The organism is Clostridium sp. KNHs216 (genome assembly GCF_006714885.1).
Classification (GTDB): Bacteria; Bacillota; Clostridia; order Oscillospirales; family Acutalibacteraceae; genus Caproiciproducens.
Genome location: NZ_VFMF01000001.1, coordinates 1,509,577 through 1,534,725, shown reverse-complemented (window position 1 = coordinate 1,534,725; position 25,149 = coordinate 1,509,577). Strand labels below are relative to the sequence as shown.

At 50.2% G+C, this 25,149-nt stretch carries 24 protein-coding genes and 1 pseudogene; 15 read left to right on the top strand and 10 right to left on the bottom strand.

Annotated elements, in window-relative coordinates:
- Window positions 1-16: 16 nt before the first annotated feature.
- From LY85_RS07490 to LY85_RS07470, 5 genes are read right to left on the bottom strand one after another with little or no spacing between them, the layout of a single operon-like run.
- Window positions 17-727, bottom strand: coding sequence for an ABC transporter ATP-binding protein (locus tag LY85_RS07490; RefSeq protein WP_038325614.1), 711 nt, complete (start codon window positions 725-727; stop codon window positions 17-19).
- Window positions 728-743: 16 nt separating this feature from the next.
- The gene (locus tag LY85_RS07485) at window positions 744-1,523 is read right to left on the bottom strand and encodes an ABC transporter ATP-binding protein (protein ID WP_038325612.1); all 780 of its coding nucleotides are present in this window, start codon (window positions 1,521-1,523) and stop codon (window positions 744-746) included.
- A complete protein-coding gene (locus LY85_RS07480) occupies window positions 1,520-2,518 on the bottom strand; it encodes a branched-chain amino acid ABC transporter permease (RefSeq protein ID WP_038325611.1) in 999 nt (332 codons plus the stop codon). Before LY85_RS07480 ends, LY85_RS07485 begins: the two co-directional genes overlap by 4 nt.
- Before the next feature lie 17 nt (window positions 2,519-2,535).
- On the bottom strand, window positions 2,536-3,444 hold the full coding sequence (locus tag LY85_RS07475; RefSeq protein WP_243122504.1) for a branched-chain amino acid ABC transporter permease: 909 nt from the start codon (window positions 3,442-3,444) through the stop codon (window positions 2,536-2,538).
- Window positions 3,445-3,498: 54 nt separating this feature from the next.
- Complete coding sequence (locus LY85_RS07470) at window positions 3,499-4,749, bottom strand: ABC transporter substrate-binding protein (RefSeq protein WP_207705551.1); 1,251 nt, start codon at window positions 4,747-4,749, stop codon at window positions 3,499-3,501.
- A 337-nt stretch (window positions 4,750-5,086) separates the two neighbouring features.
- On the opposite strand from LY85_RS07470, the gene LY85_RS07465 reads away from it, so the two are divergent.
- Both LY85_RS07465 and LY85_RS07460 read left to right on the top strand, forming a co-directional pair.
- Entirely contained in the window at window positions 5,087-5,821 is a 735-nt protein-coding gene (locus LY85_RS07465; protein WP_141826123.1) for a FadR/GntR family transcriptional regulator, read from the top strand.
- A gap of 141 nt (window positions 5,822-5,962) precedes the next feature.
- Window positions 5,963-7,045 carry an iron-containing alcohol dehydrogenase gene (locus tag LY85_RS07460; protein ID WP_141826122.1) on the top strand — a complete coding sequence of 361 codons (1,083 nt, stop codon included), beginning with the start codon at window positions 5,963-5,965 and terminating at the stop codon, window positions 7,043-7,045.
- A 283-nt stretch (window positions 7,046-7,328) separates the two neighbouring features.
- On the opposite strand, the gene LY85_RS07455 is transcribed toward LY85_RS07460, so the two are convergent.
- Together LY85_RS07455 and LY85_RS07450 are read right to left on the bottom strand one after the other, a co-directional pair.
- Window positions 7,329-8,216, bottom strand: coding sequence for a dihydrodipicolinate synthase family protein (locus LY85_RS07455; RefSeq protein WP_141826121.1), 888 nt, complete (start codon window positions 8,214-8,216; stop codon window positions 7,329-7,331).
- A gap of 200 nt (window positions 8,217-8,416) precedes the next feature.
- The gene (locus LY85_RS07450; RefSeq protein WP_185741150.1) at window positions 8,417-9,121 is read right to left on the bottom strand and encodes a FadR/GntR family transcriptional regulator; all 705 of its coding nucleotides are present in this window, start codon (window positions 9,119-9,121) and stop codon (window positions 8,417-8,419) included.
- 219 nt (window positions 9,122-9,340) lie between these two features.
- On the opposite strand from LY85_RS07450, the gene dapA reads away from it, so the two are divergent.
- From dapA to LY85_RS07415, 7 genes are all read left to right on the top strand, one after another.
- Entirely contained in the window at window positions 9,341-10,276 is a 936-nt protein-coding gene (dapA, locus tag LY85_RS07445) for a 4-hydroxy-tetrahydrodipicolinate synthase (protein WP_038325605.1), read from the top strand.
- A gap of 49 nt (window positions 10,277-10,325) precedes the next feature.
- Window positions 10,326-11,327 carry a ribokinase gene (locus tag LY85_RS07440; RefSeq protein ID WP_141826119.1) on the top strand — a complete coding sequence of 334 codons (1,002 nt, stop codon included), beginning with the start codon at window positions 10,326-10,328 and terminating at the stop codon, window positions 11,325-11,327.
- A gap of 21 nt (window positions 11,328-11,348) precedes the next feature.
- Complete coding sequence (locus LY85_RS07435) at window positions 11,349-11,963, top strand: SIS domain-containing protein (protein WP_141826118.1); 615 nt, start codon at window positions 11,349-11,351, stop codon at window positions 11,961-11,963.
- Window positions 11,964-11,975: 12 nt separating this feature from the next.
- Window positions 11,976-12,380 carry an RbsD/FucU family protein gene (locus tag LY85_RS07430; protein ID WP_038325602.1) on the top strand — a complete coding sequence of 135 codons (405 nt, stop codon included), beginning with the start codon at window positions 11,976-11,978 and terminating at the stop codon, window positions 12,378-12,380.
- A gap of 176 nt (window positions 12,381-12,556) precedes the next feature.
- Window positions 12,557-13,267 (top strand): sigma factor, encoded by a 711-nt coding sequence (locus tag LY85_RS07425; protein ID WP_243122646.1) that lies wholly within the window; start codon window positions 12,557-12,559, stop codon window positions 13,265-13,267.
- Window positions 13,264-14,427: an anti-sigma factor domain-containing protein gene (locus LY85_RS07420; protein ID WP_141826116.1), complete on the top strand. Its 1,164-nt coding sequence runs from the start codon at window positions 13,264-13,266 to the stop codon at window positions 14,425-14,427. The genes LY85_RS07425 and LY85_RS07420 overlap by 4 nt, the downstream gene beginning before the upstream one ends.
- A 114-nt stretch (window positions 14,428-14,541) precedes the next feature.
- Window positions 14,542-14,877 carry a hypothetical protein gene (locus LY85_RS07415; protein ID WP_141826115.1) on the top strand — a complete coding sequence of 112 codons (336 nt, stop codon included), beginning with the start codon at window positions 14,542-14,544 and terminating at the stop codon, window positions 14,875-14,877.
- 246 nt (window positions 14,878-15,123) lie between these two features.
- On the opposite strand, the gene LY85_RS07410 is transcribed toward LY85_RS07415, so the two are convergent.
- Window positions 15,124-15,765: a hypothetical protein gene (locus LY85_RS07410; RefSeq protein WP_141826114.1), complete on the bottom strand. Its 642-nt coding sequence runs from the start codon at window positions 15,763-15,765 to the stop codon at window positions 15,124-15,126.
- Between the two features lie 340 nt (window positions 15,766-16,105).
- On the opposite strand from LY85_RS07410, the gene LY85_RS07405 reads away from it, so the two are divergent.
- Window positions 16,106-16,894, top strand: a complete 789-nt coding sequence (locus LY85_RS07405; protein ID WP_141826113.1) for an SDR family oxidoreductase — start codon at window positions 16,106-16,108, stop codon at window positions 16,892-16,894.
- A gap of 57 nt (window positions 16,895-16,951) precedes the next feature.
- Here LY85_RS07405 and LY85_RS07400 read toward each other — a convergent pair.
- Both LY85_RS07400 and LY85_RS07395 read right to left on the bottom strand, forming a co-directional pair.
- Window positions 16,952-17,158 (bottom strand): annotated as a pseudogene (locus tag LY85_RS07400) (manganese catalase family protein); the annotation flags it as partial.
- A gap of 20 nt (window positions 17,159-17,178) precedes the next feature.
- Window positions 17,179-18,732, bottom strand: coding sequence for a recombinase family protein (locus LY85_RS07395; protein ID WP_141826112.1), 1,554 nt, complete (start codon window positions 18,730-18,732; stop codon window positions 17,179-17,181).
- A 943-nt stretch (window positions 18,733-19,675) separates the two neighbouring features.
- Between LY85_RS07395 and LY85_RS07390 the strand changes: the two genes are divergently transcribed.
- The 5 genes from LY85_RS07390 (at window position 19,676) to LY85_RS07370 (ending at window position 25,148) form a co-directional block, all read left to right on the top strand.
- Window positions 19,676-20,605, top strand: a complete 930-nt coding sequence (locus LY85_RS07390) for an alpha/beta hydrolase (RefSeq protein WP_141826111.1) — start codon at window positions 19,676-19,678, stop codon at window positions 20,603-20,605.
- Between the two features lies 1 nt (window position 20,606).
- Window positions 20,607-21,593 carry a hypothetical protein gene (locus LY85_RS07385; protein WP_243122503.1) on the top strand — a complete coding sequence of 329 codons (987 nt, stop codon included), beginning with the start codon at window positions 20,607-20,609 and terminating at the stop codon, window positions 21,591-21,593.
- A 285-nt stretch (window positions 21,594-21,878) separates the two neighbouring features.
- Complete coding sequence (locus LY85_RS07380; protein WP_141826110.1) at window positions 21,879-22,544, top strand: DUF6320 domain-containing protein; 666 nt, start codon at window positions 21,879-21,881, stop codon at window positions 22,542-22,544.
- Window positions 22,545-23,031: 487 nt separating this feature from the next.
- Entirely contained in the window at window positions 23,032-24,099 is a 1,068-nt protein-coding gene (locus LY85_RS07375) for an ABC transporter substrate-binding protein (protein WP_185741148.1), read from the top strand.
- Window positions 24,100-24,113: 14 nt separating this feature from the next.
- A complete protein-coding gene (locus LY85_RS07370) occupies window positions 24,114-25,148 on the top strand; it encodes an ABC transporter substrate-binding protein (protein ID WP_141826108.1) in 1,035 nt (344 codons plus the stop codon).
- Window position 25,149 lies beyond the last annotated feature (1 nt).

The following is a 25,149-nucleotide window of genomic DNA, read 5'->3' as shown; positions in this document are numbered from 1 at the left end:
ATGCACCATCTTTCCTTTATCCGCCAAGATACGCTTTTTTGATTGTCGGGCTGTTCAGCAGTTCCTGGCTGTTTCCGCACTGCACCATGTGGCCCACTTCCATGACATAGGTCCTGTCGGAAATGGACATGGCCATAAATGCGTTTTGTTCTACGATGATGACGGGGATTTTGCGGACCTCGTGGATTTTTACGATCGCGTCGAACATTTCGCTGACGGTAACCGGTGCAAGACCCAGAGAAGGCTCGTCGAACATAATGAGCTTCGGGTCGGACATCATTCCTCTGCAAATGGCAAGCATCTGCTGCTCGCCGCCGCTGAGGGTGCCCGCCAGCTGCTTGGAGCGTTCCTTCAGCCGGGGGAAGAGGGCGTAGGATTCCTCGATGTTTTTGTTCAGCTCCGCTTTGGAGAACTTCCTGTTAAATGCACCCATTTCCAGATTTTCAAGCACGGACATTTCGGGAAATACCTCGCGGCCTTCCGGCACATAGACGATTCCCCTGTGAACGATCTTGTGGGCGCGGACATTGCCGATCTCTTCGCCCATGAATTCGATGGTGCCGCTGCTTGCTTTATTCAGCCCGGCAATCGCTTTCATCAGCGTGGACTTTCCCGCGCCGTTGGCGCCGATAATGGACACGATCTCTTTGTCGTTGATCTCCATGGAAACGTCGAAGAGGGCTTGCACTTTTCCGTAGAATACGTCAATCTTATTAATCTTTAGCACGGTTCAACCTCCTCCTTTAGGCTTTCTCGGCCTGGTATCTGTTGCCCAGATATGCCTTGATGACTTCCTCGTTGTTCTTAATTTCATCCGGCGTACCCTCTGCGATTTTTGCACCGAAGTTCAGAACGGTGATCCGGCTGCAAATGTTCATGACGACATCCATGTTGTGTTCAATCAGGAACAGGTCGATCCCAAGGTCGAAGGTCTTCAGCATGATATTGACGAACTCCACACGCTCGGAAGGGTTCAGTCCGGCCGCGGGCTCGTCAAGGAAAAGCAGCTTGGGGTCCATCATCAGCGCGCGGCCCAGCTCGGTCATCTTCTGGCGTCCGTACGGCAGCGACGAGACTTTTTCGTCCTTCAGGTCGTACATACCGATAAAATCCAGAACCTGCTTTGCCTTTTCCTCCACCTGCTTTTCTTCCTGCCTGCTTTTGGCGGGGTCCACCAGAAAGCGGAAAATGCCGGCGGGCATCATCTGGTGGCCGCCTACCATCAGGTTTTCCATCACCGTCATGGAATGGAACAGCTTCAGGTTCTGGAACGTCCTTCCGATCCCCAGCCGGGCGATCTGATAAGTGGGCATTCCGCTGATTTCGGTATCCCCGTAGAAAATCCGGCCGCTCGTTACCGGAAAAGCGCCGGTAATCATGTTGATGGTCGTGGTTTTCCCGGACCCGTTCGGCCCAATCAGCGCGTGGATGTTCCGTTCAGCCATTTCGAAGGACAAATCGCGTACCGCGACCAGCCCGGAAAAGTTTTTTACAACATTTTCAGTTCTTAATATTGTCTTCATTTGGCGATCCTTCCTCCCCATATTTCCCGGGCTTTCTTAATGGAATGGAATATATCGAAATGCCTTTCCTGCCTTTCCGATTTCTTGAAAAGGGACACAATGCCGTACGGCAGGAACACTGCGAAAATCAGCGTGATAATACTGAAAATCAGCCAGTAGTAATTCTGCATAAAGCGCAGGATTTCCGGTAAAAGGGTTACCATGACGGCGCCCAGTACGTTTCCCGCTACGGAGCCGATACCGCCGATCATCATCATAACAAGGTAGTTTACCGACAGGTCCTGATTGAACGCCGTCGGGTTGATGTAGCCCATCATGTGGGTATACAGGAAACCGCCGATGCAGCCGTAAACGGCCGCCATTGTAAAGGCCAGGATTTTCAGGTTCGCGACGTCGATTCCGCACGCCTCCACCGCGTCGCTGTTGTCGCGGATGGCTTTGAAGACCCTTCCCCATTTGGAGGAGACGATTCTCGCCGCCGCGATGGCCATGATGATTGTGAGCGCGAAATAGAGATAGTAGATTTTGAACGGCGTGTTGAATTCAAACCCGAACAGATTCAGGAAAGGAATGTTCTGGACGCCCTGGGAGCCTCCCGTAAAATCGATGGCGTTGGTGAGAATCAGCCTGACGACCTCGCTGAAGCCGATCGTGGTCAGCGACAGATAGACGCCCTTCACACGCAGGCTGGGGTAGCCGAGCCCTCTTCCGATCAGGAAGCCGATCACAATGGCAATCGGGAAGCCGAGCCAGACCGGGGTGCCCAGCTTGGTGCACATCAGCGCGGAGCCGTAGGCGCCCAGCGCGAAAATGCCCGCCGTGCCCAGATTCATCTGGCCGGTCAGGCCGGTAATAAAGTTCAGGCCCATGACCACTATGATATTGACAAACACCTGGTTCATCAGCTGCTGGTGATAAAGATTGCTGTCAAACAGAGGGAATGCAATCAGCAAAACGAGAACCAGAGCCATCAGTGCAATTTTAACTTTTTTCATATCCGGCATTCTCCTTTCTAACGCAGGTTTTTCCGGTGTCCCAAGATGCCGGACGGACGGACCAGCAGGAAGATGATCATGAGCACGAATCCGACACAGTCCTTATAAACGGCAGGAAGCACAAGGGTGCTGAAATTTTCCAGCACGCCGAGGAAAACGCCGCCCGCGATGACGCCGGGCAGGTAGCCGAAGCCGCCGATGACGCCGGAGGAAAAGCCCTTGAGCCCGATCATATTCGCCATGGCGGTATCCACTGTGAATAGTGGGATGACCAGCATGCCGATGACCGTACAAACCAGGGAACTGAGCACGATGGTGAACACGATGTTTCTGCTGACGTCAATTCCCATCAGCGTGGCGGCTTTTTTGTTCTGCTGCACGCACCGCATGGCCTTTCCCGTTTTGGTCGTCTTGAAAAAGATCTGCAGTGCGGCGACCAGCAGAGAGGATATGACGATAATCCAGATATTGACGCGGCCGATCACGATATTTCCGACCTGATAGGTCCCCGTCAGATAATTCGGAAGGGTGAAGGGAATGGGCCCCCAGATCAGGCGCACCATTTCCGAGAGAATCCGTCCAAGCACCACGGTGCCCATAACGGCGAAAATAGGGGAGGCCATGCTGCGCAGGGGATTGAAGATCCCGACCGCCACCAGCACGCCGAAAAGAAACATCACCAGAAGGGATGCGATGACTCCGATCGCGGGGGGAAGGCCCATTCTGATTACGAAGGTACCCGCAAAGATATAGGCGCTCAGCATAATGAATTTGTCATGGCTGAAATTCAAAAGACCGGTTGAATTCCACACCAGAGTGTATTCAATGCCGACCAGGGCGTAGATAAAGCCCATGGCAATGCCGCTGACGATTAATTGCAAGACGCTTTCCAGCATTGTTTTTTCATCTTCTTTCCATATTGTCATAAAAAAGCCGCCTGTTGCTGCGGCGCAAGATGCAACAACAGGCGGGAAGTGCACTTACTTTACGTCAACAGAAATCGTCTTGATAACCTGAGGAACCTTGCTCTTGATCTGAACCAGCTTGCACTCATGGATCAGCTCGTTGTTGCTGTCGTTTGTATATGTACCGGATAATCCCGAAACGCCTTTGGTGCTGGCCAGAGCTTCGCGGATGGCTTCCCTGTCGGCTTTTCCGGCGCGGGTGATCGCGTCCGCAAGCAGGTAAGTGACGCTGTAGTTGTTGCCCGCGTACTGGTCCGGGGCAATCCCGTATTTCTCTTTAAAGCGTTTTGCAAAGTCCTGTACTTCTGCGGACGGGTCGGTAATTACGAAATCGCATACGCTGTAGAAACCTTCGACGGCCTTTTCATCGATCAGGTCAAGAACCTGCTGTGTGGAGGTGGCGGTGGAGGTGATGACAGGCTTGTTCAGGTTAAGCTCATAGAACTGACGCGCTGTCAGTGCGGATTCCGCGTCGTCCGTCCAGGAAATCACGGCGTCGACATTTTCGTTTTTCAGCTTCATGATCTGACCGGTCAGGTCCTTGTCGCCGGAGTTGTGTCCTTCGGAAACAAAGGGGACGCCGACCTTGGTAAGGTATTCTTCGATAACACCCTTGCCGCCAACGCCGAAGTCGTTATTGTTGTAGGAGATGCCGACCTTCTTGGCGCCCAGATCCTCCACCGCGTATTTGGCGGCGACTTCCGCGGAAATCGCGTCGCAGGGTCTGATTTTAAACAGATACTCGTTGCCGATCTTCCTCAGCTTCGGGCTGGTTCCCTGTGACAGGAACGGAACCTTTGCTTTTTTCAAAGTGTCGCTGGCCGCCATGACGCTGCCGCTCAGGTGGGGCCCGATAATGGCGACTACGTCGGGGTTGCTGGCCAATTTGTTGACTGCGTTGATAACGACGCTCTGATTGGACTGGTCGTCCGCGACTTCAATCACCAGTTCCTTGCCCAGCACGCCGCCCTTGGCGTTGATTTCCTCAACTGCCATTTTTACACCCTGCAGTGTTCTTTCGCCGGCCATCGGGATGCTTCCGGTAATACCTGCGGAAACGCCGATGGTGATTTTGCCGTCAAACTTCTGCTCTGCAGCGGAATTTGCCGTGCTCGGACTGCCGGAAGCGTCCGACGACTGTGAATTGCCCGCGCACCCATAGGAAAATGTCAAACATAATGCCATTACCAAAGCCGTGATCTTCCTGAACCAACTTTTGCTGATAGTGGTTGCGCCGTGTGCACTCATAGTTTCGACCTTTTTCATTGTTTTTTTCTCCTCCTAAAATAATACTGAATGGGATACGCGAAGACCTTCACGCCGATTTGTAAGATCATAAAATCATATGATTGTCTGATAACATACGTAAATTATACGAGAGTAAATTCCATCTGTCAATAGTGTTTTTAAGTTAATTATATATTTATTTTTAATCTTTTAATTTTTTTATGTGCAATATTTAAAAATGATCTGTAAGGAGATCTGACAAAAACTGCGGATTTGGGTTTAAATTATGAAGTTCTTAGTTGCTTTTTTCTTTCAAACATTTTATAATTATTTTTAACGATACGTTTCCTGTATATTGAGAGGGGTGTTCTGCTGTATGCAGCCAATCACAAAGGTTTCCATCACGGACAAAGTGGTCGAGGCCATTAAAGAATATATTATTACCGGGAACTATTCTTCCGGGGATAAGCTTCCTTCCGAAAATGGACTGAGCCAGCAGCTTCAGGTGGGCCGTTCCACCATTCGCGAAGCCCTTCGCATTCTGCAGGCGATGGGGTATGTGGATATTCAGCACGGAAGAGGCGCGTTTGTCGCCCAGCCGCGCGACATTACGGCCAGCATTGCGAAGAACTGGTTTTCCGTGAACAATTATAAAATTGCGGACATCATGGAAGTACGCCTCGCGGTGGAGCAGATGATGGCGAAGCTCTGCGCCACAAACATGACGGACAACGAGCTGGCCAGCCTGATGGAAATCCACGAGAATTTTGTGCAGGCCATTCATACCGGGCAGATCAACCAGATCATTATGTACGACGAATATTTTCACGCCGGTATCGCGAAGGGGTCGCACAACCCGCTGTTTATGACCATTAACGCGCAGATTTCCGATGCGCTCAGGTCCTATCGCGCCCACTCGTACTCCATTCCGGAAAACCGCACGCATGCCGTGAAGCCTCACCAGGATATCATCCAGGCGCTGGTCAGGCACGATCCCGCCGAAGCCTCCGAAGCAATGGAAGCGCACATCCTGATCGCGCTGGAAGACATGTCTCTGCTGGTGCAGGGGCAGGACGATACACAGATCGCACCCGAGGCTTTCAACAAATAAATCCGAATTTTATCCATCCTGTTTTTACAAAAGGGTTGTAATTTCCCGATATTGATGGTATTATTTTTACAATCATAGATTGTCTGATATCAGTCAGTATGCTCAACGAACAATGTTACAATACAGAAGGAGTACGGATTTATGAATAATCGGGAAGCGATCCAACTTGGTGCGGGGCGGTACATACAGTATTACGGCGCTTTGGACGAAATCGGCTCCGAAGCTTCGTCCATCGGTCGGAAAGCCTACATATTAGGCGATGAAACCACACTGGCCAAAGTAATGAAGAAAATGGGAATGAAGCTGCAGCAGGCCGGGGTGGACTATGCAGTAAGGGCATTTGACGAGCCGGCAGTGGATGCAAGCTTTGAACAGATCGCTCAGGAGGTCCGCGAGAGCGGCGCTGACGTGATCATCGGTGTGGGCGGCGGCAAAACCATAGACATTGCAAAAGCCGCCAGCGACCTGACGGACGTGAAGATCATTACGGTCCCCACTTCCTCCGCCACCTGCGCCTCCTACGCCGTCCTTTATGTCGCTTACAATGAAAACGGGTCGGTCAACGGAAGCCGGTTTATGCATCACGAGGTCAGTGCGGTCATTGTCGATCTGGAGATCGTCCAGGACGACTGCCCGCCGCGCTATTTCGCCTCCGGCATCGCGGATGCGATGGCGAAGAATCCGGAAATCATGTTTACCATGATCCGGCTGGGAACCGCCAACAACCGCGCCAATACCGACGCCGCGACGGTCGTTGCGAAATACACCTACGACAACTATCTGGAAAAGGCGCAGAAGGCCTATGAAGCCTTTGTAAACGGAGAACACTGCGATCTGGTGGAGGACATCGTTTGCTGCAACATCATGCTTACCGGACTGGTTTCCAACCTTTCCACCGGCGGCAAGCAGCTGGCCCTTGCCCATAACTTTTACGACGCGGTCTGCTGTATGTACAAGGAGGTCCGCCGTCAGTATCTGCACGGAGAGCTGGTCGGCCTGGGAATCCCCCTTCAGCTGGGAGTCAACGGGGTTCCGCAGGAAGAGATCGAAGCAATCAAAAAATTCCTCGCAAGTATCCATCTTCCGGTCACTTTGGAAGAAATCGGAATTTCCACGGACGACGCGACTTTGGAAAAGCTGACGGACTATATCCTGAACGCTACCGACAAAGACGATCTGAAGCTCCGCAAGGCGATCCGCGCCAACCTGAAATACATGCTGTAACCCGGTTCCCTTTGTGAGGGAAAAAGTTTTTCGAAGTTTTCAGCATCCCTTCCGTTTCGGAAGGGATGCTTTGCTTTTGGCATGGGAAGAGCAGGGGGCCGATGGATACTGCCTGCTGCACGGCGGGGAAAATAAAAAGTTCACCTCCCGCATAGAATGACGGGTGGCCGAAGCGGTCGTCACAGTATGCGAAAGGTGAGCTTTATGAATAAAATCAGGAACATATCGGTTCGGGGATAAAATATAGAAAGGGGAATTATGTAAGGATTGTGCTTAAGAAGAATTAATGAATGAAACCGGCGTCTCTGAGAGCGGTTTCAATTCTTTTCTGATCCTGCTCCGCAATATGGGTGATCGGGGAACGGGGATAGCCGGGGTTCCTGCCCAGCAGATGGAGGGCGTGTTTAATCCGGATGGGGAACTGGTTTCCGGCGATCGCCTGCCAGGTGGCGTACATCCTGTTCTGCAGCTCCAGAGCATGGGCGCTGTTTTTATTCTGCACGTCGTTCCACATTTCTACACAGATCTCGGGGAATACGGTCAGAATAGCGGAAATAGCTCCGTCCGCGCCGAGCTCATAGGTGGAATACAGCATGTCGTCCGTCGCGCTGAATATTTTGCCGCGGCTGCCGTTTACCATCTTCATTTCGTAAAACGCCATAATGCCGCCGCAGCTCTGCTTAATGCCGATCACATTCTCAATGTTGAGCAGACGGCTGAACAGAGGGGCGGAAATGGTATTCTGGGGAACAACGTTGTAAATGACGATCGGTAAATCCGTCGCCTTGGAAATAGCCTCGTAAAAGCTGTAGTTGCCTTCGTCGTCCGGGACAAGCACGTTATAGGAAACCGGAGTAACCATCAGCGCGTCCGCGCCTGCGGCCTTTGCGGCCAGTGCGCCTGCAACGGCCGCCCTGGTGCTGTTGCGGATAATTCCGGCTACAATCGGAATGTCCCTGTCGATCGAGCGGATCAGTTTGATCATGCGGACCAGTTCCTCGTCGGTCACAGCGGCTCCTTCGCCGGTGCTGCCTCCGGGGCTGATTCCGTGAACGCCCGATTTCAGTAAAAATTTGATTTCCTTTTCAACAAGTGCCTCATCCAGCTCCCCGTCTTTTGTAAAGGGAGTGATGAGAGGAGCGATAATGCCATAGAGCTTCTTCTCTGCCACTGGAACTTCCTCCTAATATCATAATCACATGACATCGGACGAATCTGGCCCGCTTTATGCCGAAAGCGGCGGCCAACAAGCATAACAATATGATTGTAATATTGTCTGACAATTAATCTTGTGGTTATTATACTTTACTCTGCGGAATCTGTCAATAGAGAAAATCGCGCGGCGCAAAATAATTTCCAGCGGGCCGTGACCTATTCCGACATCATCGTTCCCAAAAGGGAGTGCATGTCGGACTCGATGGTCTGCAGATGCCTGATCAGGGTATTGACGCTTCCCTCGACATTCCTTTCCTTCATCTGCCTGAGGATTTCGGTGTGGTAGGGAAGGGCGTTGCTGTAGACTCCGCTGTCGGAGAAGGTGTAAGCGCGGAACTGGCGAAACAGGTTGACCAGGCCCTTGCTGATATTGATGAGCAGTTTATTGCCCGACAGCTTCATGATCTCTTCGTGAAAAGCCTCGTCCAGCAGCAATAGCTGAGCCGCGTCCTTTTTGGTGACGGCCTTGACGAACGCGGAGTGAATCGCTTCCAATTCCGCGTATTTCTCATCCGTCAGCTTTTCCACCGCAAGGCGCATGGCAATGGGTTCAATGCCCTGGCGGACCTGGATATATTCCTGAAAGGTGGCGCGGTTGGCGACAAACAGCGGCTTGCTGTTTTCGATCTTCTTTTTCCAGTCGGCGACAAAGGAACCCTTGCCGGATTTCAGCTCCACGTAGCCCATGGCTTCCAGCACCTTAAACGCTTCGCGCAGGGTCGGGCGGCTGACGTCCAGTTCCTTGCACAGCACTGCTTCGGGCGCAAATTTTTCTCCCGCTTTGAAAGTTCCCATGATAATCTGTTCTTTGATGGTGTCCACAACGGTGTCCGTCAGTGAAATTCTTTTGATTTGTTCCATTTGCTGCATCTCCGTATAATTAGCTTCGAATATGCAACAAGTATACAAATTGCTCAAAAATCTGTCAAGCTAATTATTTTTTTGAAATAATGATTGACATTTTTATTTTCTTGTATATACTGAAATTATGACGTCAGACAATCTTACAAGCTGATGATTTATCGAAACGGTCTCCATGCCGGAAGACTGTTCAATAAAACAAAAAAGGAGTTATTCAAAATGACAAGAAAAGAGTTTACAGCGAAATATGGCCAGATTCTTCTTCCCCTGGTAACCCCTTATGATGAGAACGAAGAAATCAACTATGGCAGATATGCCGAGCTGATTGAATACCTTATCGCCAACGACCTCTGCGATTCCTTTATCGTAACCGGCACCACCGGAGAAGCTTCCCTTCTGACCTTTGACGAGCGCGTCAAGCTGATGGAGACGGCGGTGAAGACCGTCGCCGGCAGAAAGCCCGTCATCGCCGGTACCGGCTGCGCTTCCACCAAGGAAACGATTGCTCTGACAAAGAAAGCGGTTGAATGCGGCATCGACCTGTGCATGGTAGTCGCTCCTTTCTACAATAAGCCCACACAGGAAGGCATCTACAACCATTACAAAGCGGTTGCGGAAAGCACAACGGCGAATATCCTGCTCTACAATATCCCGATTTTCGTAGGGGTCAACATCGAAGCGGAAACCGTCTCAAGACTGGCGAAATTCGATAACATCATCGGCATCAAGGACGAGGCTGGCATCAATCCCACCCAGATCACGGACTACTTTATCGCTACCGAGAAGATCGATCCCAATTTCGTTATCTTCAACGGCGACGACATCATGCTGCTCCCCACCATCGTACAGGGCGCAATGGGCGTTGTCAGCGGCGGCGCGCATATTTTCGGCCACGAAATCAGAACCATTATCAAAGCGTTTGAAGCGGGCGATCATGAAAAGGCCAAAGACCTGTTCGTGCCCCTTTATAAATTCTGCAAATCCTGCGGCCAGAACGGAAGAATCCTCCCCAATTCCATTATGCGTCCCGCCATTGAGCTGGTTACCGGCATCAAGGTAGGCCCGGCCAGAAAACCCCTCGCTCCCATCACGGAAGAGGAGAAGAAGGTTCTCATCGACACCCTCACTTCCATCGGTGTAAAAGTGAAAGCGTAATGTTTTACAGCCGGTTCGCGATGACCGTTCAGCTGTAGGGAGGAGAAATATGAAAAGGAAACCCAAAATTTTGGTGGTTGGCAGTTTCGTCATGGACCTGATTGTCAGCACGGAAAAATTCCCGAATTCCGGAGAGACGGTTCTGGGAAAAAGCTTTCGCACCGCTCCCGGCGGAAAGGGCGCGAACCAGGCGGTGCAGGCGGCCCGGCTGGGCGCCGAGGTCACTATGGTGGGCAAGGTGGGGAACGACGATTTCGGGAAACGGCTGATCGGCTCCTGCAAGGAGTCCGGCATCCATACCGGATTTGTGGCGACCGACCCGGAAGTATCCTCTGCGGTTGGGAATGTACTGCTGGAAGTCGGTGACGGCCGGGCGGCAAAAAACAGGATCATCGTCGTTCCGGGCGCCAATATGACCATTGCTCCTGAGGAAATCGACTTTCTCAGGGAAGCCGTTGGCCAGTACGACATGGTCGTCCTGCAGCTGGAAATTCCGATGAGCATCAATGAGCTGGTGGCGAAATATGCCTTTGAAAAGGGCGTGCCCGTGATGCTGAATTCGGCTCCGTCCGCTCCGCTGTCTGAAAAACTGCTTTCCCGTCTGGCGTATATCTCTCCGAATGAACACGAGGCGGCCGACCTTACGGGCATTCAGATCCGCAGGGAAGGCTGCCGGGTGAATCAGGACGACCTGAAAGCGGCGGTCGGTTCCCTGCTTTCCAGGGGCGTGAAAAATGTGGTGATCACGCTCGGCAGCGCGGGCGCCGTGGTTGCCAATCAGAACGAATTTATCTATGAACCGTGTGCCGACGTGGTGGAAGTAAAGGATCCGACCGCCGCGGGGGACTCCTTTGTAAGCGCCTTTATCACCGGCGTCTGCGCGGGATTGAAGCATTGGCAGGCGCTTCATTTCGCGAACTATACTGCGGCGCTGACCGTTTCCAGAATGGGTGCTCAGCCTTCCCTGCCTCACCTTTCGGAGGTTGCTGAACTGATGAAGCGGGAAGATCGGACGGATTTTGATTTTTCCCTGCTGGAAGTCCTTAAATAAACCCAAAGGAGCGAGATACCTATGATTAAAAAAGAAAGCCGGGAGGCTTTGCAGGCTTTTGTCAGTGTGGCGAAAGAGGAATTTAACGGGTTTGCCGGGACGATTACAAGCGATGGATATGAAAAAGCGGTGGAATTGATTCTGGATGCGGAAAAGAGCGGGAACCGCGTACATATCACGGGGATCGGCAAGCCGTCCCATGTCGCGGCATATATGGCTTCCCTGCTGTCGTCCACCGGTACACCCACCTATTTCCTGCACGGTACCGAAGCCGTGCACGGATCCTGCGGCCAGCTGGTTGCCGGGGATGTGGTAATCTGCATTTCCAACAGCGGCGAAACCGGGGAACTGAAATCCACGGTCACAGCCATCAAAAATAACGGCTGCAAGGTGATTTCCGTAACGGGGAATCCGGAATCCTGGCTCGCTAAAATGGGCGACGCCTGCCTGTTTGCCGGAATAGGCCAGGAGGGCGGGCCGCTGAACCGCGCGCCTCGCCTTTCGATCCTTGCGGAAATGGTAACCCTTCAGGGTCTGAGCGTGGTGCTCCAGGTCAACCGCGGAATCACGCCCAAGGATTATGTGAAGTGGCACCCGGGCGGAACTCTGGGCAGCCTGAGAGAAAACGAGAAGTAGGAGGGGACAGCTATGTTAAAAACAGCCTGTATTCATCCGGAAATTATGCGCCTTCTTTCTCTGTGCGGTCACGGCGACAAGATTTTGATTGCCGACGGCAACTATCCGCTCGATTCGAAAAGCGGAAGTGCGGCCAAGGTTTATCTGGGTCTTACCAGCGGGATGCCGGAGGTAACTCAGGTGCTGAAGGTGCTGGGGGAAGTCGTCAATTTTGAAAAAGCGGAAGTCATGACCCCCGAGGGGGAACAGCCGCCGATTTTCGGGGAATTCAAAGAGCTTCTCGGCGGAATGGAACTAAGCGGCCTGGAGCGGCACGCGTTTTATAGCGCCTGCTGCCAGCCCGATGTCCGCCTTGCCATATTCACGGGAGAAAAAAGGACATTTGCCAATATTCTTCTTACAATCAATGTTGCTTAAATCCCATAAAAAGAAGATGCCTGTCGCGGGTTGCTCCCCGCGGCGGGCATTTTGCTTTATATTCCTGAACTGCGTTGCAATCCAAAAGTTCATGCGGTAGAATATACAAATACCTTTTGGTACGACAAAATTATCCATTTTAAATGATAAGAATGGAGGGGACATCCTTGCAAGAGATGGACAGAAAAGCAGTGCAGGCTGCCAATGATGAATGCCTGATGGATGATTTTGTCCGGCAGAACGAATCGTTTATCCTGAGATGTGCCTCCTTTACCGTTCACCGCTATATTTCCAAGAGTGATGATGAATGGTCCGTAGCTCTTTTGGCTTTTTCCCAGGCGGTTCAGGATTATTCGCTGGATAAAGGCGGCTTTGTCGGGTTTGCCAGGATGGTGATCCGCCGAAGGCTGATCGACTACCTGCGTACGCAGTCCAGACACAGCGCCGAAACCGCGGTCAGCCTCTCTGTTCTCGATTCCGACCCGGATGATGAGAATGAGGAATCTGCGGTCGGAAAAGCTGTTTTTCAGCGGGCCGGACAGCTGCCGGATGATTCTCTGAAACTGGAAATTGAAGCCGCTAATCAGGTCTTTTCTTCCTACGGCTTTTCCTTTTATGATTTGATTTCGTGTTCTCCCAAGGCGGAGAAGACAAAAAAATCCTGCGCGAAAGCGATCGCGTATCTGATACGCAGCCCCCTGCTGACGAACGATCTGAGAAATTCAAAATACCTGCCTTTGAAATCAATTGAAAAGGATACAAAGGTGCCCCGAAAAATATTGGAACGCCACCGAAAGTATATAATAGCGGCGGTAGAGATCATGACCGGTGATTATCCCTTTCTCGCAGAATATATGCGGTTCGTTCGAGAGGAGCTGGACAGATGAAAGCGGTTGTTGTGGAAATCAGGGAACCTTATGCCGCTGCTCTGACGGACGACGGCTGTATCATCAAAGTAAAAAATCGTGAATACGCGATTGGGCAAGAGATCGAGATGAAAAGGCGGGGATTGAGGAAACCGGGAAAAATCGCCGCGCTGGCATCGGCGGCAGCGGCTGTTGTCATTGTGTCCGGAGCGGGCGCATGGGCTTATTGTACGCCGTATTCTTATGTCAGCCTGGATGTAAATCCGTCCATAGAATATTCTGTCAACAGATTTAACAGGGTACTGAGCGTAGGGGCGGTCAACGGCGACGGTGAGGAGATTATCAAGAAACTGGACTTAAAGAATAAAACGATTGATGAAGCAATCCGGGATACGGTCGGGGAAATTGGCAGGACCGGTTATTTCAGCGCCGAGGATCCGGATGAAATCCTGATTGCGGCCTCCTGCGAAAACGAACAGAATTCCAAAAAGCTGGCGGACGGCCTGCAGAGTTCGGCTAAACAGGCGGTAGGAAATACGAGCGCTCAGGTCGAGGTGGAAACCGTCAGCGTTGGGTATGGGCAGGTACAGGAGGCCCGGTCCCTGGGGACAACTCCCGGAAAATTGAATTTGGTACAAAAGCTGCAGACAAGCGTGAACAGCCCCGAAAGCGTGGATATACAGGAATGGCTGAAAAAACCGGTAAAGGATATCAGAAAGGCGATCGAAACGGCGGAACAGGAGTCCAAAACCGGGGACGGTCAGAACAAGGGCCCGACGGGCACTGCTTCCCGCCGCGGCGCCGGTACCTCTTCCTCACAGTCGAAGATCGCCGCAGGGGAAACTTCTTCCCGGGCGGACGGCAGGTCCGGTATCCATAAAGGCCGGTTCGGGACAACAAAGGATGCGAGGTTAAAATCCAATGAAAAGTCCTTCGCGACGAAAAAAGGAAACAGCAGGGCAAAGGCAGAGGCGGATGCTAAAGTAAAAGCAGCGGAAAAGTTTGCCGCGGAGGGGAATAGAAGCGGCAGAGCGAAGACGGGCTTGGACGCCGGACCCAAGGGCAATAGGCGGTACGATTCGGCGGGCAGGGGAAACAGTGGACAAAAGAAAACCGAAAAATCCGGCAGTGCGTGGGACGGGCGCGAAAGCTTCGGCAAATCCGGCAAAAGCAGAAGATAAAGCCGGTCAGCCATTTGAAAAACAGTTTTTGGGTGTTCCGGTACAGACGACCCCAAAAAATTCTTGCTGCGGTCCGAATTACTATAATAGCGGGAAATTTATGGGGGAAATCTGATGAAATATCGTGTTTATTTATGTGTGAAAATGCAAAGCGATAAATGGGTCACCATAGGCGGAAATCACAGCATCTTATGGGACCTTCGCAGTCTGATTGAGGCTTCAAGCGGCTGGACGGTTCTGAATCAGGAAGATATAGGGCCTGCGGATTCTTTTATTCCGCGGCTGGAAAAGGGAATTCTGGAACTGACACAGCACACGGAGGCCTATCGCAATTATGAGGTTTTCTATGGAATTGGTACCATTGATAACGCGGTGGCTTTTTACACAGGTCTGTTAAAGGACTGCAAAACGCATCCGTTTACGGAGCTTTACGGCTGTATTGTCGCTTAATCCGTATGGGCCTTGGTTCCTATCGTTCTGCCTTTAAGGCCCTGTTTGATAAAATAGCCCTCTCGGCATTCTGACTGCCGGGAGGGCTGTTTCATGTTTGGGTAGGGGGTTCTCTTTCCCCTGCGGGCCTCGGATTTCAGATTGGCGAAGGCTTTACGTAAATACGCACAATTTGCCTGTCGATTTCTTCCGGATAGATTTATTCCCACACCGGGAAAGGTGCAGGGAAGAAAAGAATCTATTTCTTTAATTTTTAAGGGCATCCGGATAAGTCACACTTTCTATCACTTTACCGGTTTCGTCCACAAAATCGACTTTAACCGTTGAATGATTTGCATCTTTTCCATCGAATATCTGATAGAACATGCCTTGCAAGCCGGCATTCAGGGAGGCAAATGAATCCAAACTGGACTCATATTTAGCTTTATTTACCACGATTGAAATTTGGCTGAAATCGTCATTATACTTTACATCGGTGATAGATTCATAATCGCCGCTGGTTTTTAATTGACTCAGTGAATCCGATGTGCTTTTCTTCATCCCGTCCATTAGTTTCTTATGGGTCGCCTTGCTCATTTTATACGTCAGGGATCCATCGGAATTTTTGGTGACCTGGACTCCTTCAGCTTCGGCATTTTCTATTGCCTGGCTTGTATCGGTACCTTCAAACATTGACGCGGGGAAGGTGATCGTTACGTCAAGAAGATTTTTATCAACTTCAAGCTTTTGGGCAGAGCTCGTGGGTTCGGATGCAGCGGAAACGGCAGAAGCAACTGAAGCAGCAGCCGAAGCACTATTGGAAGCGGTAGAAGCGCTGTTGCCAGATGAACAGGCTGATACGGCAAAGGCAAATGCCAAGCCTAACAGCAAACTGATACCTTTCTTCATTTTTATCCTCTCCTTTTTCACTGTTGATACCATTTGGTAATGATTTATATGGTCTATTGAGAAGTACCGGTTTATTCCTTAGCCCGTTTACTTTTCGCAGAGGCGGCGCCTGGTTTTGATCAGTGTTCTTCTTTTGGAAAATATCCGTTGTTTTGTTCGTACCTTGCTTACAATGATACCTTCTTTCATTCTATCAGTCAACAACCTTTTGTTCAACATTCGGTCTGCTTAGACAGACTTCCTCTATTCGATTTTTTGTGTTATAATCAATAATATATATGGTGTAATCTGAAACTGTTGTTGACGATAAAAAGTGAATAAGAAAGGAAAGTGCGCTACTGTGGATTTAGAGTTAAAAGACAAAGTGGTTATGATTACCGGCTCAACCGGAGGAGTAGGAGAAGCTTTGACCAAAGCATTTGCTGCGGAGGGCTGTAAACTGGCCATTTCTTCGACTAAACAGGAAAAATTGGATAAGCTTGTTCCTTCGCTGAACCTTCCGGCAGATCATCTGCTCACGTTTGTGGTAGATGTTACAAAGGAAGAACAGGTTCAGGCAATGGTCGAGAAAACAATTAAGACCTTCGGCGGTTTGGATGTTCAGGTTAACAACGCTGGATTTGAAGGACGCAATGCCCCGATTACCGAGCAAACCTATGATGATTTCATGAAGGTTTATAACATTAATGTGTTCGGCCCAATGTATGGTATGAAATATGCGGTGCGGCAAATGATTAAGCAGAAAAGCGGTTCTATCGTAAATATTGCTTCTAACGGAAGTTTTGTAGGGGCTTCCGGTATGTCTCCTTATGTTTCATCCAAACACGCTGTAGCAGGACTTTCCAAATGTGTGGCACTGGAGACTGCCGCAAGCAATATTCGTGTGAACTGTATTTGTCCGGGAGCGATCGATACCCCGATGATGCGTTCCATTGAGAAGAAATTTTTAGGAGAGAACGTTTCTGTAGAAGAGGCGAAAAAGGCCTTCAGCGGAGCTTATCCGGACGGACGGTATGCTAACCCCGAAGAGGTTGCCGACCTTGCTGTGTACCTTGCTTCAGCACGTGCGGGACACATTACAGGCGCTTGTATCAGGCAGGACGGGGGACTGGAAGCAACATCGAGATAACACAAAATAGCCCTCCCGGCATTCAGACTGCTGGGAGGGCTATTATCATACCTGAATTTATTTTCTTGTATCAAATGCCGGATTGAAAGCATAAAAATTCTTTGAATCAAGCTGATCGGTAATGATACGCAGGCCTTCACCGAAGCGTTGGTAATGAACCACTTCCCGCTGACGCAGGAACTTAATCGGGTCACGGACGTCCGGGTCGTCGGCAAAGCGCAGGATATTGTCATATGTGGTGCGCGCTTTCTGCTCTGCTGCAATCCTATAAAAACAACTTTGCGCTAAAAGTTCCAATGGATTTCAACAGGGACATTCCTTGTACCGAGAATTCGTTTGCCGATTGATAGGTAATCGATCAATGTATCAACAATCTCCCTGCTGAGGTGGTCAAGGCTAGTATATCGCTCGATCAACTGCCGGCGGTTATCGCCCGTTTCCATTTTTTGATCAATTTCAGATAGCTGCCTTTGGCCGTCAGACACAACATGCTCCAGCCTCTCTTTCTCGGCGGTGAAGCTCTTTGAATATTCCACGAAATCGCTTTCTGTAATAATGCCCCTCACTCTGTCCATATACAGATCAAGAATTCCTTTTGTATACTCTGCAATCTTTTTCTCATAGACTGCAATATCGGCAAGGATACGGGATTTTTGCTCCTGCAAATGATCGCAAAACTTTATCCGCTGCGATAATTCGTCTTTATCAAGATATTCTGCTGCCAAACGATTCAACTCAGCAACGACAGTTTGCTCCAATTTGTCAACGGAAATAAAAGAGCCGGTACAAGCATCCTTTGCTATATGGCGGTTTGAGCACTGCAAGTAGTGTTTCCCGCGGTTTTTAGAGGAACGCATAATATAACCGCAGTTCGCGCAACGGGCCTTTCGTGCAAACAGTCCGATTGTACCTGCATCAAATGGCTTCGCTCTTTGTGCAATCAGGGCTTGCGCTTTATCCCAAAGTTCCATTTCTATAATTGGCTCATGCGTTCCTTCAACCCTATACCAATCTCTCTTCGACCGCGGCTTGTTTTGCTTGGTTTTGTAGGACACGCTGCCATATTTCCCCTGTACCATATTACCGATATAGATTTCGTTTGTCAGCATATCCGAAATAGCAAAATATTTCCAAAGAGTACTGTTTTTCATTTTGGGCTGATGATAACGCAACCCATGTAAACGCTTGTATTCCGTCGGATTGGGTATGCCCCTGTCATTGAGCATACGAGCGATGGCTGTTTTACCGTACCCCTGCGAGAAAAGAACGAAAACTTCCCTGACCACGGCAGCAGCTTCCTCATCAATGATGAGGTGTCCCTTCTGCTCCGGGTCTTTTTGATACCCATAGAGAGCAAAAGCACCAATATGAAAACCATTTTTTCGTCTGTTAGTCAAAACACTGCGGATATTGTCAGACATATCCTCCAGATACCACTCATTTACAAGCCCGTTGATTTGCCGGGATTTCTTATTCCCTTTATTAGCGGTATCCGCATTATCGACTATGCTTACAAAACGAATACCCCAAACAGGGAATAACCCATGGATGTATTTTTCGACTAATTCCAATTCGCGGGTAAATCGTGATTGCGTTTTACAAAGGATAATATCAAATTTATGTTGCTGAGCGTCCTCTAATAAGTGATTAAACTCCGGTCGCTTTCTATCCGCACCCGTGTAATCGTCATCGCTGTAAATACGATAGATTTCCCATCCCTTTTCCATAGCGTATTGTATCAACATGGACTTCTGATTCTGGATGCTTTCGCTGTCGTCCGTTTCAGCATGCTTGTTTCTATCTTCTTCCGATAAGCGGCAATATACAGCTGTTTTCATCTCTTCATATCTCCATAGAGACAGAACAAGCCATTTCTTATATTTATTTACCGGTATAAGCAAATGGCCTGCATATTACCGCTTCTCGGTTGTTATCCTTTTATTTTTTTCAATTTGATTGATAATCTCAATCCACCTTTGGGTGAATTGCTGCTTTAATGTCGTGTTCTCGCCGCTTTTGAAAACACTTTTGCAAGCTACCTGCGTTTCCTTTTTTCCCATTTTATCACCATACCTTTCGATAAAGCTTATGTAAATTTGCTTGTACGATATGCTACAGTATGGTTACTGGTTTCTAAGACATTTTTTAAGAGTGTTTCAGTCATTAGCCTGTGCCCCCGCAGCTGATCCTTATAGAAGATGCGAAGCAAACGTCGGTCACGCAGAGATGTCAGGAGCTTTTCGATGTAGCTTGCACTCCCAATCAGCCTGTGAACCTGACTGGCGGGCAGTTCTCCCAATACAGCGACGAGACTGCGGAGCAGGCGTTTGGAAAGACCAATCAGGTTTTTCTTTCTAGGATCAAGAAAATTGTCCTGCCTGTATGTCTGTCTCCCCTGCATACCCGACCTCTTCTATACCTGCAGGATTTCAGGATATAAGTCATTTCACTGAATAGAATATTTTCTGTTTTTTTCTAGATTTACTTAACATGTTATAATATTCGGAAGATCACGCAATATAGTGTTCATAAGTGCGCGGTACACTTATGGGACACCGAATCGATTTTATTCCTTTCAGACAACCGGTCGGCACCTTTCCGGGAAACGCGGCGGTTGTGTCCTTTCTGGACCTTGTTTGATAAATAAAAAACGATGGATTTTCGAGACAAAATCGTGCCAACCTTATTCCGGGCATTTTTGGCGCTGGGCGGTGCAATTTTGGCCGGAACAGACAAGTTCCTTGATTCTTCAAACGAGGTCTAATAACGGGGGGTGCTGAATTGGCAATCAACAGGGCAATGCGCGCGGCCTTGAAAGCGATGACCGCTTTGAATCCTGATGTGGAAAAAAGCTATAAGGCCGAACGTCGGGTCGAGCTTCTCATGGCGAGACTGCGGGGAATGCCCACAGATTACGAGATGTGGGACCGGAAAATCACATGTGGGAATCATCATGTCCCCGTACGTATCTTTCAGCCCCGCGGCGTCGGGCCGTTCCCTTTGCTTTTGTTTTTCCATGGAGGCGGATGGGTGACCGGCGGAATCGAAAACTACACCGGCGTCTGCGCCGATCTTGCAAAAGCGACGGGGCATGTGGTGGCCTCCGTGGATTACCGGCTGGCGCCGGAATTTCGTTTTCCCTCCGCGCCGGAGGATTGCTATGCTGCCGCGAAAGAATTTTTTTCGGGGCACATTCTTCCTGTCGATCCGGAGAAGATTACGCTGATCGGCGACAGTGCCGGAGGGAATCTTGCCGCCGTCGTTTCCCTGATGGCACGCGACCGAGGGGAATTCCTTCCCCGGCGTCAGATTTTGCTGTATCCCTCCGTCTTCAACGATCACGGCGACGGTTCCCCGTTTCCTTCGGTCAGGGAAAACGGAACGGAATATCTGCTGACCTCCAAACGCATCCAGAGCTTTATGAAGCTGTACAGCAGTTCGAAAAAGGATTTCAGCAATCCGTATTTTGCCCCCCTCCTGGCCAATGATCTGTCAAATCAGCCCCGTACGCTGATTATCACGGCTGAATTCTGCCCGCTGCGGGACGAGGGGGAATTCTACGGAAAAAAGCTTCGGGATGCCGGCAATGACGTCGAAATCTATCGGATGAAAGACGCGCTGCACGCATTTCTGATGCTGCCTCCCCGTTTTATTCATGTCAAGCGGGCGTATCAAGTAATCAATCGATTTTTGTCTGGAGGGACATCTTGACATGAGAGTAATCAGAAAATGGACCAGACTGGACAATGCCGCTAAGATTTTCCCGCCGACCAGCTCAAGCCGGGATCCTAAAGTCTTCCGTTTTGCCTGTGAGTTATATGAAACGGTGGACGCAAAAATTCTCCAACGTGCTCTTGACCAGACGGCGGCGCAGTTTCCGTTCTATCGATCCATCCTGAAAAAGGGCCTGTTCTGGTATTATTTTGAGGAAAGCACCCTGCATCCGACCGTAAAAGAGGAAGATCAGCATCCCTGCGCTCCGATCTACAGCGCGGACCGGCCGGACCTGATGTTCCGGGTGTGCTATTATAAAAAGCGGATCAATCTGGAGGTTTTTCACGCATTGGCAGACGGCATGGGCGCCTTGCTTTTTCTGCGAACCCTGGTTTTGTTTTATCTGGCCGAAAAGCACCCGGGTTCGGCGGGGGAAGGCGTTTCTCTCGCCGACGGTGTTTCCTCCCAGGAACAGATTCGGCAGGACGCGTTTGAGAAGTATTACGATAAGGATCAAAATATCCGGAGTCGGAAGGCGGAACGGGCTTACCGCATTGGAGGGTCATACCTGCCGGAAAACCGTCTCGGAATCATGGAAGGCGTTTTGTCGGTGAAATCCGTATTGGCGATTGCCCATGAATACCATGCTTCTTTGACAGAGTTTCTGACGGCGCAACTGATTTGTTCCGTTCACGACGGAATGACTGTCAGAGACTGTGTGCGCCCTGTGGTAATCACGGTTCCGGTCGATCTGAGAAACTATTTCAAAACGCAGACGGCGCGCAATTTTTTCGGGATCATCCATGTTGCCCATCATTTTAAGAAGGACGGGGATTCTTTTCTTGAGGTGCTGGAAAATGTAAAACGCGCTTTCAAAGAACAGCTGAGCTCCGAAACCATGAGGGGGATCATAAACCACTATTGCGCTCTTGAGAATAATGTTCTGATCAAGGCAATTCCTTTGGAAATAAAATTCCTTGCCTGAAGCTGGCGGGACAGCATGCGGAGGGGGAGGACACGGCCGCAATTTCCAATCTCGGCAAAATCGCAATGCCCCCGGGGATGGATGCCCATATACGGCTTTTCAGCGTTATGGTCAGCACCCGGCGTCCGCAGATCTGCCTTTGTTCATTTGGGGACACGCTGACCGTCAGCTATTCCGCGCGGCTGGAAAGCACCGGCATCCCTCGGCGTTTTTTCCGGAGACTGGCGGATTTTGGGATCGGGATTGAAATCAACTCCAATTTAGAGCAATTGAGGGAAGAAAGCGATGATGTATTGTAAAAACTGCGGAATCCATTTGCCGGGGGAATATGGCTGCTGCCCCCTGTGCAAGGGCAAGCTGACGGGAACTCCGGAAGAAGCCGGGAATGTGTTCCCTATAATTCCACCTCGCAGAGAAACAGAACAGATTCTGCTGGTATGGCTTGCATTCGGTTCGGTCGCTGCGGCGGCAATCAGTACTGCGGTCAATCTGATTCTGCCGTCCGGGGGCTGGTGGTTTCTGTTTGTTCTCGGAGGAATTGGAAGCGTCTGGATTTCCCTTGCGCTGGTTCTGAAAAAGAGAAAGAATATCCCCAAAACCATTTTATGGCAGGTAGGTCTTCTTTCCGTGATGGCCTTCGTCTGGGATCTGTCAACAGGATTTCACGGCTGGTCGTTAGACTATGTGCTTCCCATCCTTTGCACCGGGGCCATGAATGCAATGGCTGTGATTGCGAAAGTCAGGAAGCTTAACATACAGAATTACATTCTGTATTTAATCATCGATTGTGTGTTTGGGCTTTTGTCTTTTACTTTGCTGGTAATGGGCAAAATTCATATTATCATTCCAACGCTTATCTGTTTTGTTTCCACTATTATTTTTCTTGCCGCTTTATTGTTTTTTGAGGGAAAAGCGCTTTTAGCTGAAATTCAGCGCAGATTCCACTTATAAACCGCAAGGAAAAAGAGAGTATCGAAAACCAAGATGATGGATAGAAACATTATGCTTACAATCAATACCTGGTTATAACCAAATAAATTCGTCTGTCCAGCACCTCTTCAGAGGTGCTTTTCTTTTTGCAAAGAAAACATATCAGTACAATCGTAATTGTGATTTTTGGCAGCCATTGCCTTTTTAGACTTCGGAAGCCGAGAATGGAAATCGGAACCGGCAGATGTGGGCAAATGGGTAAATATCGTCTATGGTAGATCAAAATTTATTCTATTGTTAAAACAGGAAATCAAGCATATTATAATAAACATATATATTTAGTATATAACTTAAAAACCGGAAGCCTTGAGTATTGAACAAACAGCACAGGAGGTGTGGTTTTCCTATGAAGCTGGAGCAAATCCGAATTTTGTGGATGTGGCAGCGGAGCTGTCGCAGCAAAAATGTCGTTTCTCAATCAACTACGAGAATAAAGGAGAATCATAACATGAAAAAAAGAATCCCTGCGGCTGCGGTTGCTGTCGCTTTGGTTACAGCACTTTTCACGGGCTGTGCCGCGGGCCAGCCGCCTGCTGTCTCCAGCACGGCAATTTCGGAAGCCTCCTCGACGGCTCCGGCCTCCTCCGATAAAACCGCGGCCGGCGCGCTCGAAAAACTTCCGACCCTAAAAATAGCTGCCAGCGATTGGGCGTATGTGGCAGACAAAAAGGGCTGGTTTAAAGAAACTTTTGAAAACAATGGTGTCAAGGTGGAAATTGTACAGGGCACGCTGGGAAATGAAGCGCAGCTGATCGCCCGCGATGATCTGCACTTTGCGAACCGGATGCTGTACCCCTACCTGCTTTACCGGTCGCAAGGTGCGGACCTGACGGCGGTTCAGGTCTCCCAACATCCGGAGCCGAAAATTGCCAGCATCATTGTTCCCAAGGATTCCCCGATCAAAACCTTTGACGATTTAAAGGGAAAGAAAATTGCCAGCTGGCGCGCCGGCTGCCCATACATGGTGCTGTATGAGCTGGCAGAAAACAAGGGCTGGGAAGAGGGGAAGGACTGGACCTATGTCAATATTCCCTCCAGCGAAAGTAAAACGGCCCTGCTGTCCAAGCAGGTGGACGCAATCTCTGCCCATCCGCTCACCGACATTGCTGCAATGCTGATCGACGGCTCCGCGCGTGAAATCGCCAATCCCTCACAGCAGTCCGTGTATATCAATGGCGGCGGCGTGACAATGACCTTCACATCTTCTGAGTTTGCAGAAAAATATCCAAATATCACGAAGGCGTACATTGCCTTACAGGATAGTACAGAACAGTGGATGCTTCAAAACGCGGATGATGCTTCGTCCATTGTACAGGGTGTCAGCCGTGTGCCCGCAAACATTTCCAAATTCACATGGGACCGCATGGGCACCGCATGGAACTCCAACAGGAATCTGAAAGAGATCGAAGCGGAAACAAAGACCATGCAGGACTGGCTCGTAGAACATAAAGACATCGAGGCCGGCAAACAGGTTGAAGTAACAAAACTGTTTGCCTCCCAATATTTCGACCAGTAAAGGAGAAATGATTTATGGCACACGCTGCAATTAAAGAAATTCATTATACGATCTGCCCCGTGGGGAATTCCAGCTACCTTGCGGCCAACCGCAACAAACTGGTGGAAGGACTGAAAAAGCTGGATGTGACGCCGGTGCTGCTGCAAAGCCTGCCCCAGCCGTTCTGGAAGGCACATTTCGATTATCAGGACCCCGTTCTGTTCCGGGAGGGAGGGAATATTCCGCCCATCTGGGCGAAATCAAACGATGCGGATGTCGTGCTGATCGGCCTTGCGTTGTTGCGGCAGAAGCAGTACATCCTTGTACGGGCGGATTCCCCGATCGATTCTGTGGAACAACTCCGCGATTTCAAGATCGGGATTCCAGTCCACCCTGCGGCTCTGATCGATTTTCACAGGGCGTCGGCGGAACATGGTTTTGCCCTTGCGCTGGCCGCACGCGGCGTTTCACTCAAGGAAGCGAACTTCGTCGAGGTGCATGCGGAGGGGGACTTCGTGTCCGTTCCCCCTTGGGCGAGGGACCGCTCCGTGTCTGAGGAGGAAGCGGCGCTCGACCGCGGCGAGGTGGACGCTATCTACGTCAAGAGCTCGCGGGCGCAGAAGCTGCTCGACACCGGAAAATACAGGGTGATTTTCGACATTGCCGCGAATCCGTCTCAGCTTTCCCCGATCAACAACGAATACCCCAACGCGCTGACCGTCAGCCGCTATTTGGCGGAGGAATTTCCGGAGGTGGTGACCGCTTACGTCAAGGAGCTGCTCCTCGCGGCGGAGTGGGCAAAAACGAACCGAGAAGAGGCGCTGGCACTGCTTGCAAAGCAGACGCTCGGCACGGTCGGTCAGACCGTTTCCTCCCACTCCAACGGCTTTTACCGGGAGCTCGCACCCAACCTTTCGCAGGAAAGCCTGCAGGCGCTCGAGGGGCAGAAACGGTTCCTGTACGATCATGGGTATCTAAAGAAGGATTTCGACCTTGACAAATGGGCGGACGATCGCTTTCTGAAAGCGGCGTTGGCTGAAATTCATTCCGAACAAAAGAAGGAGGCGTAAC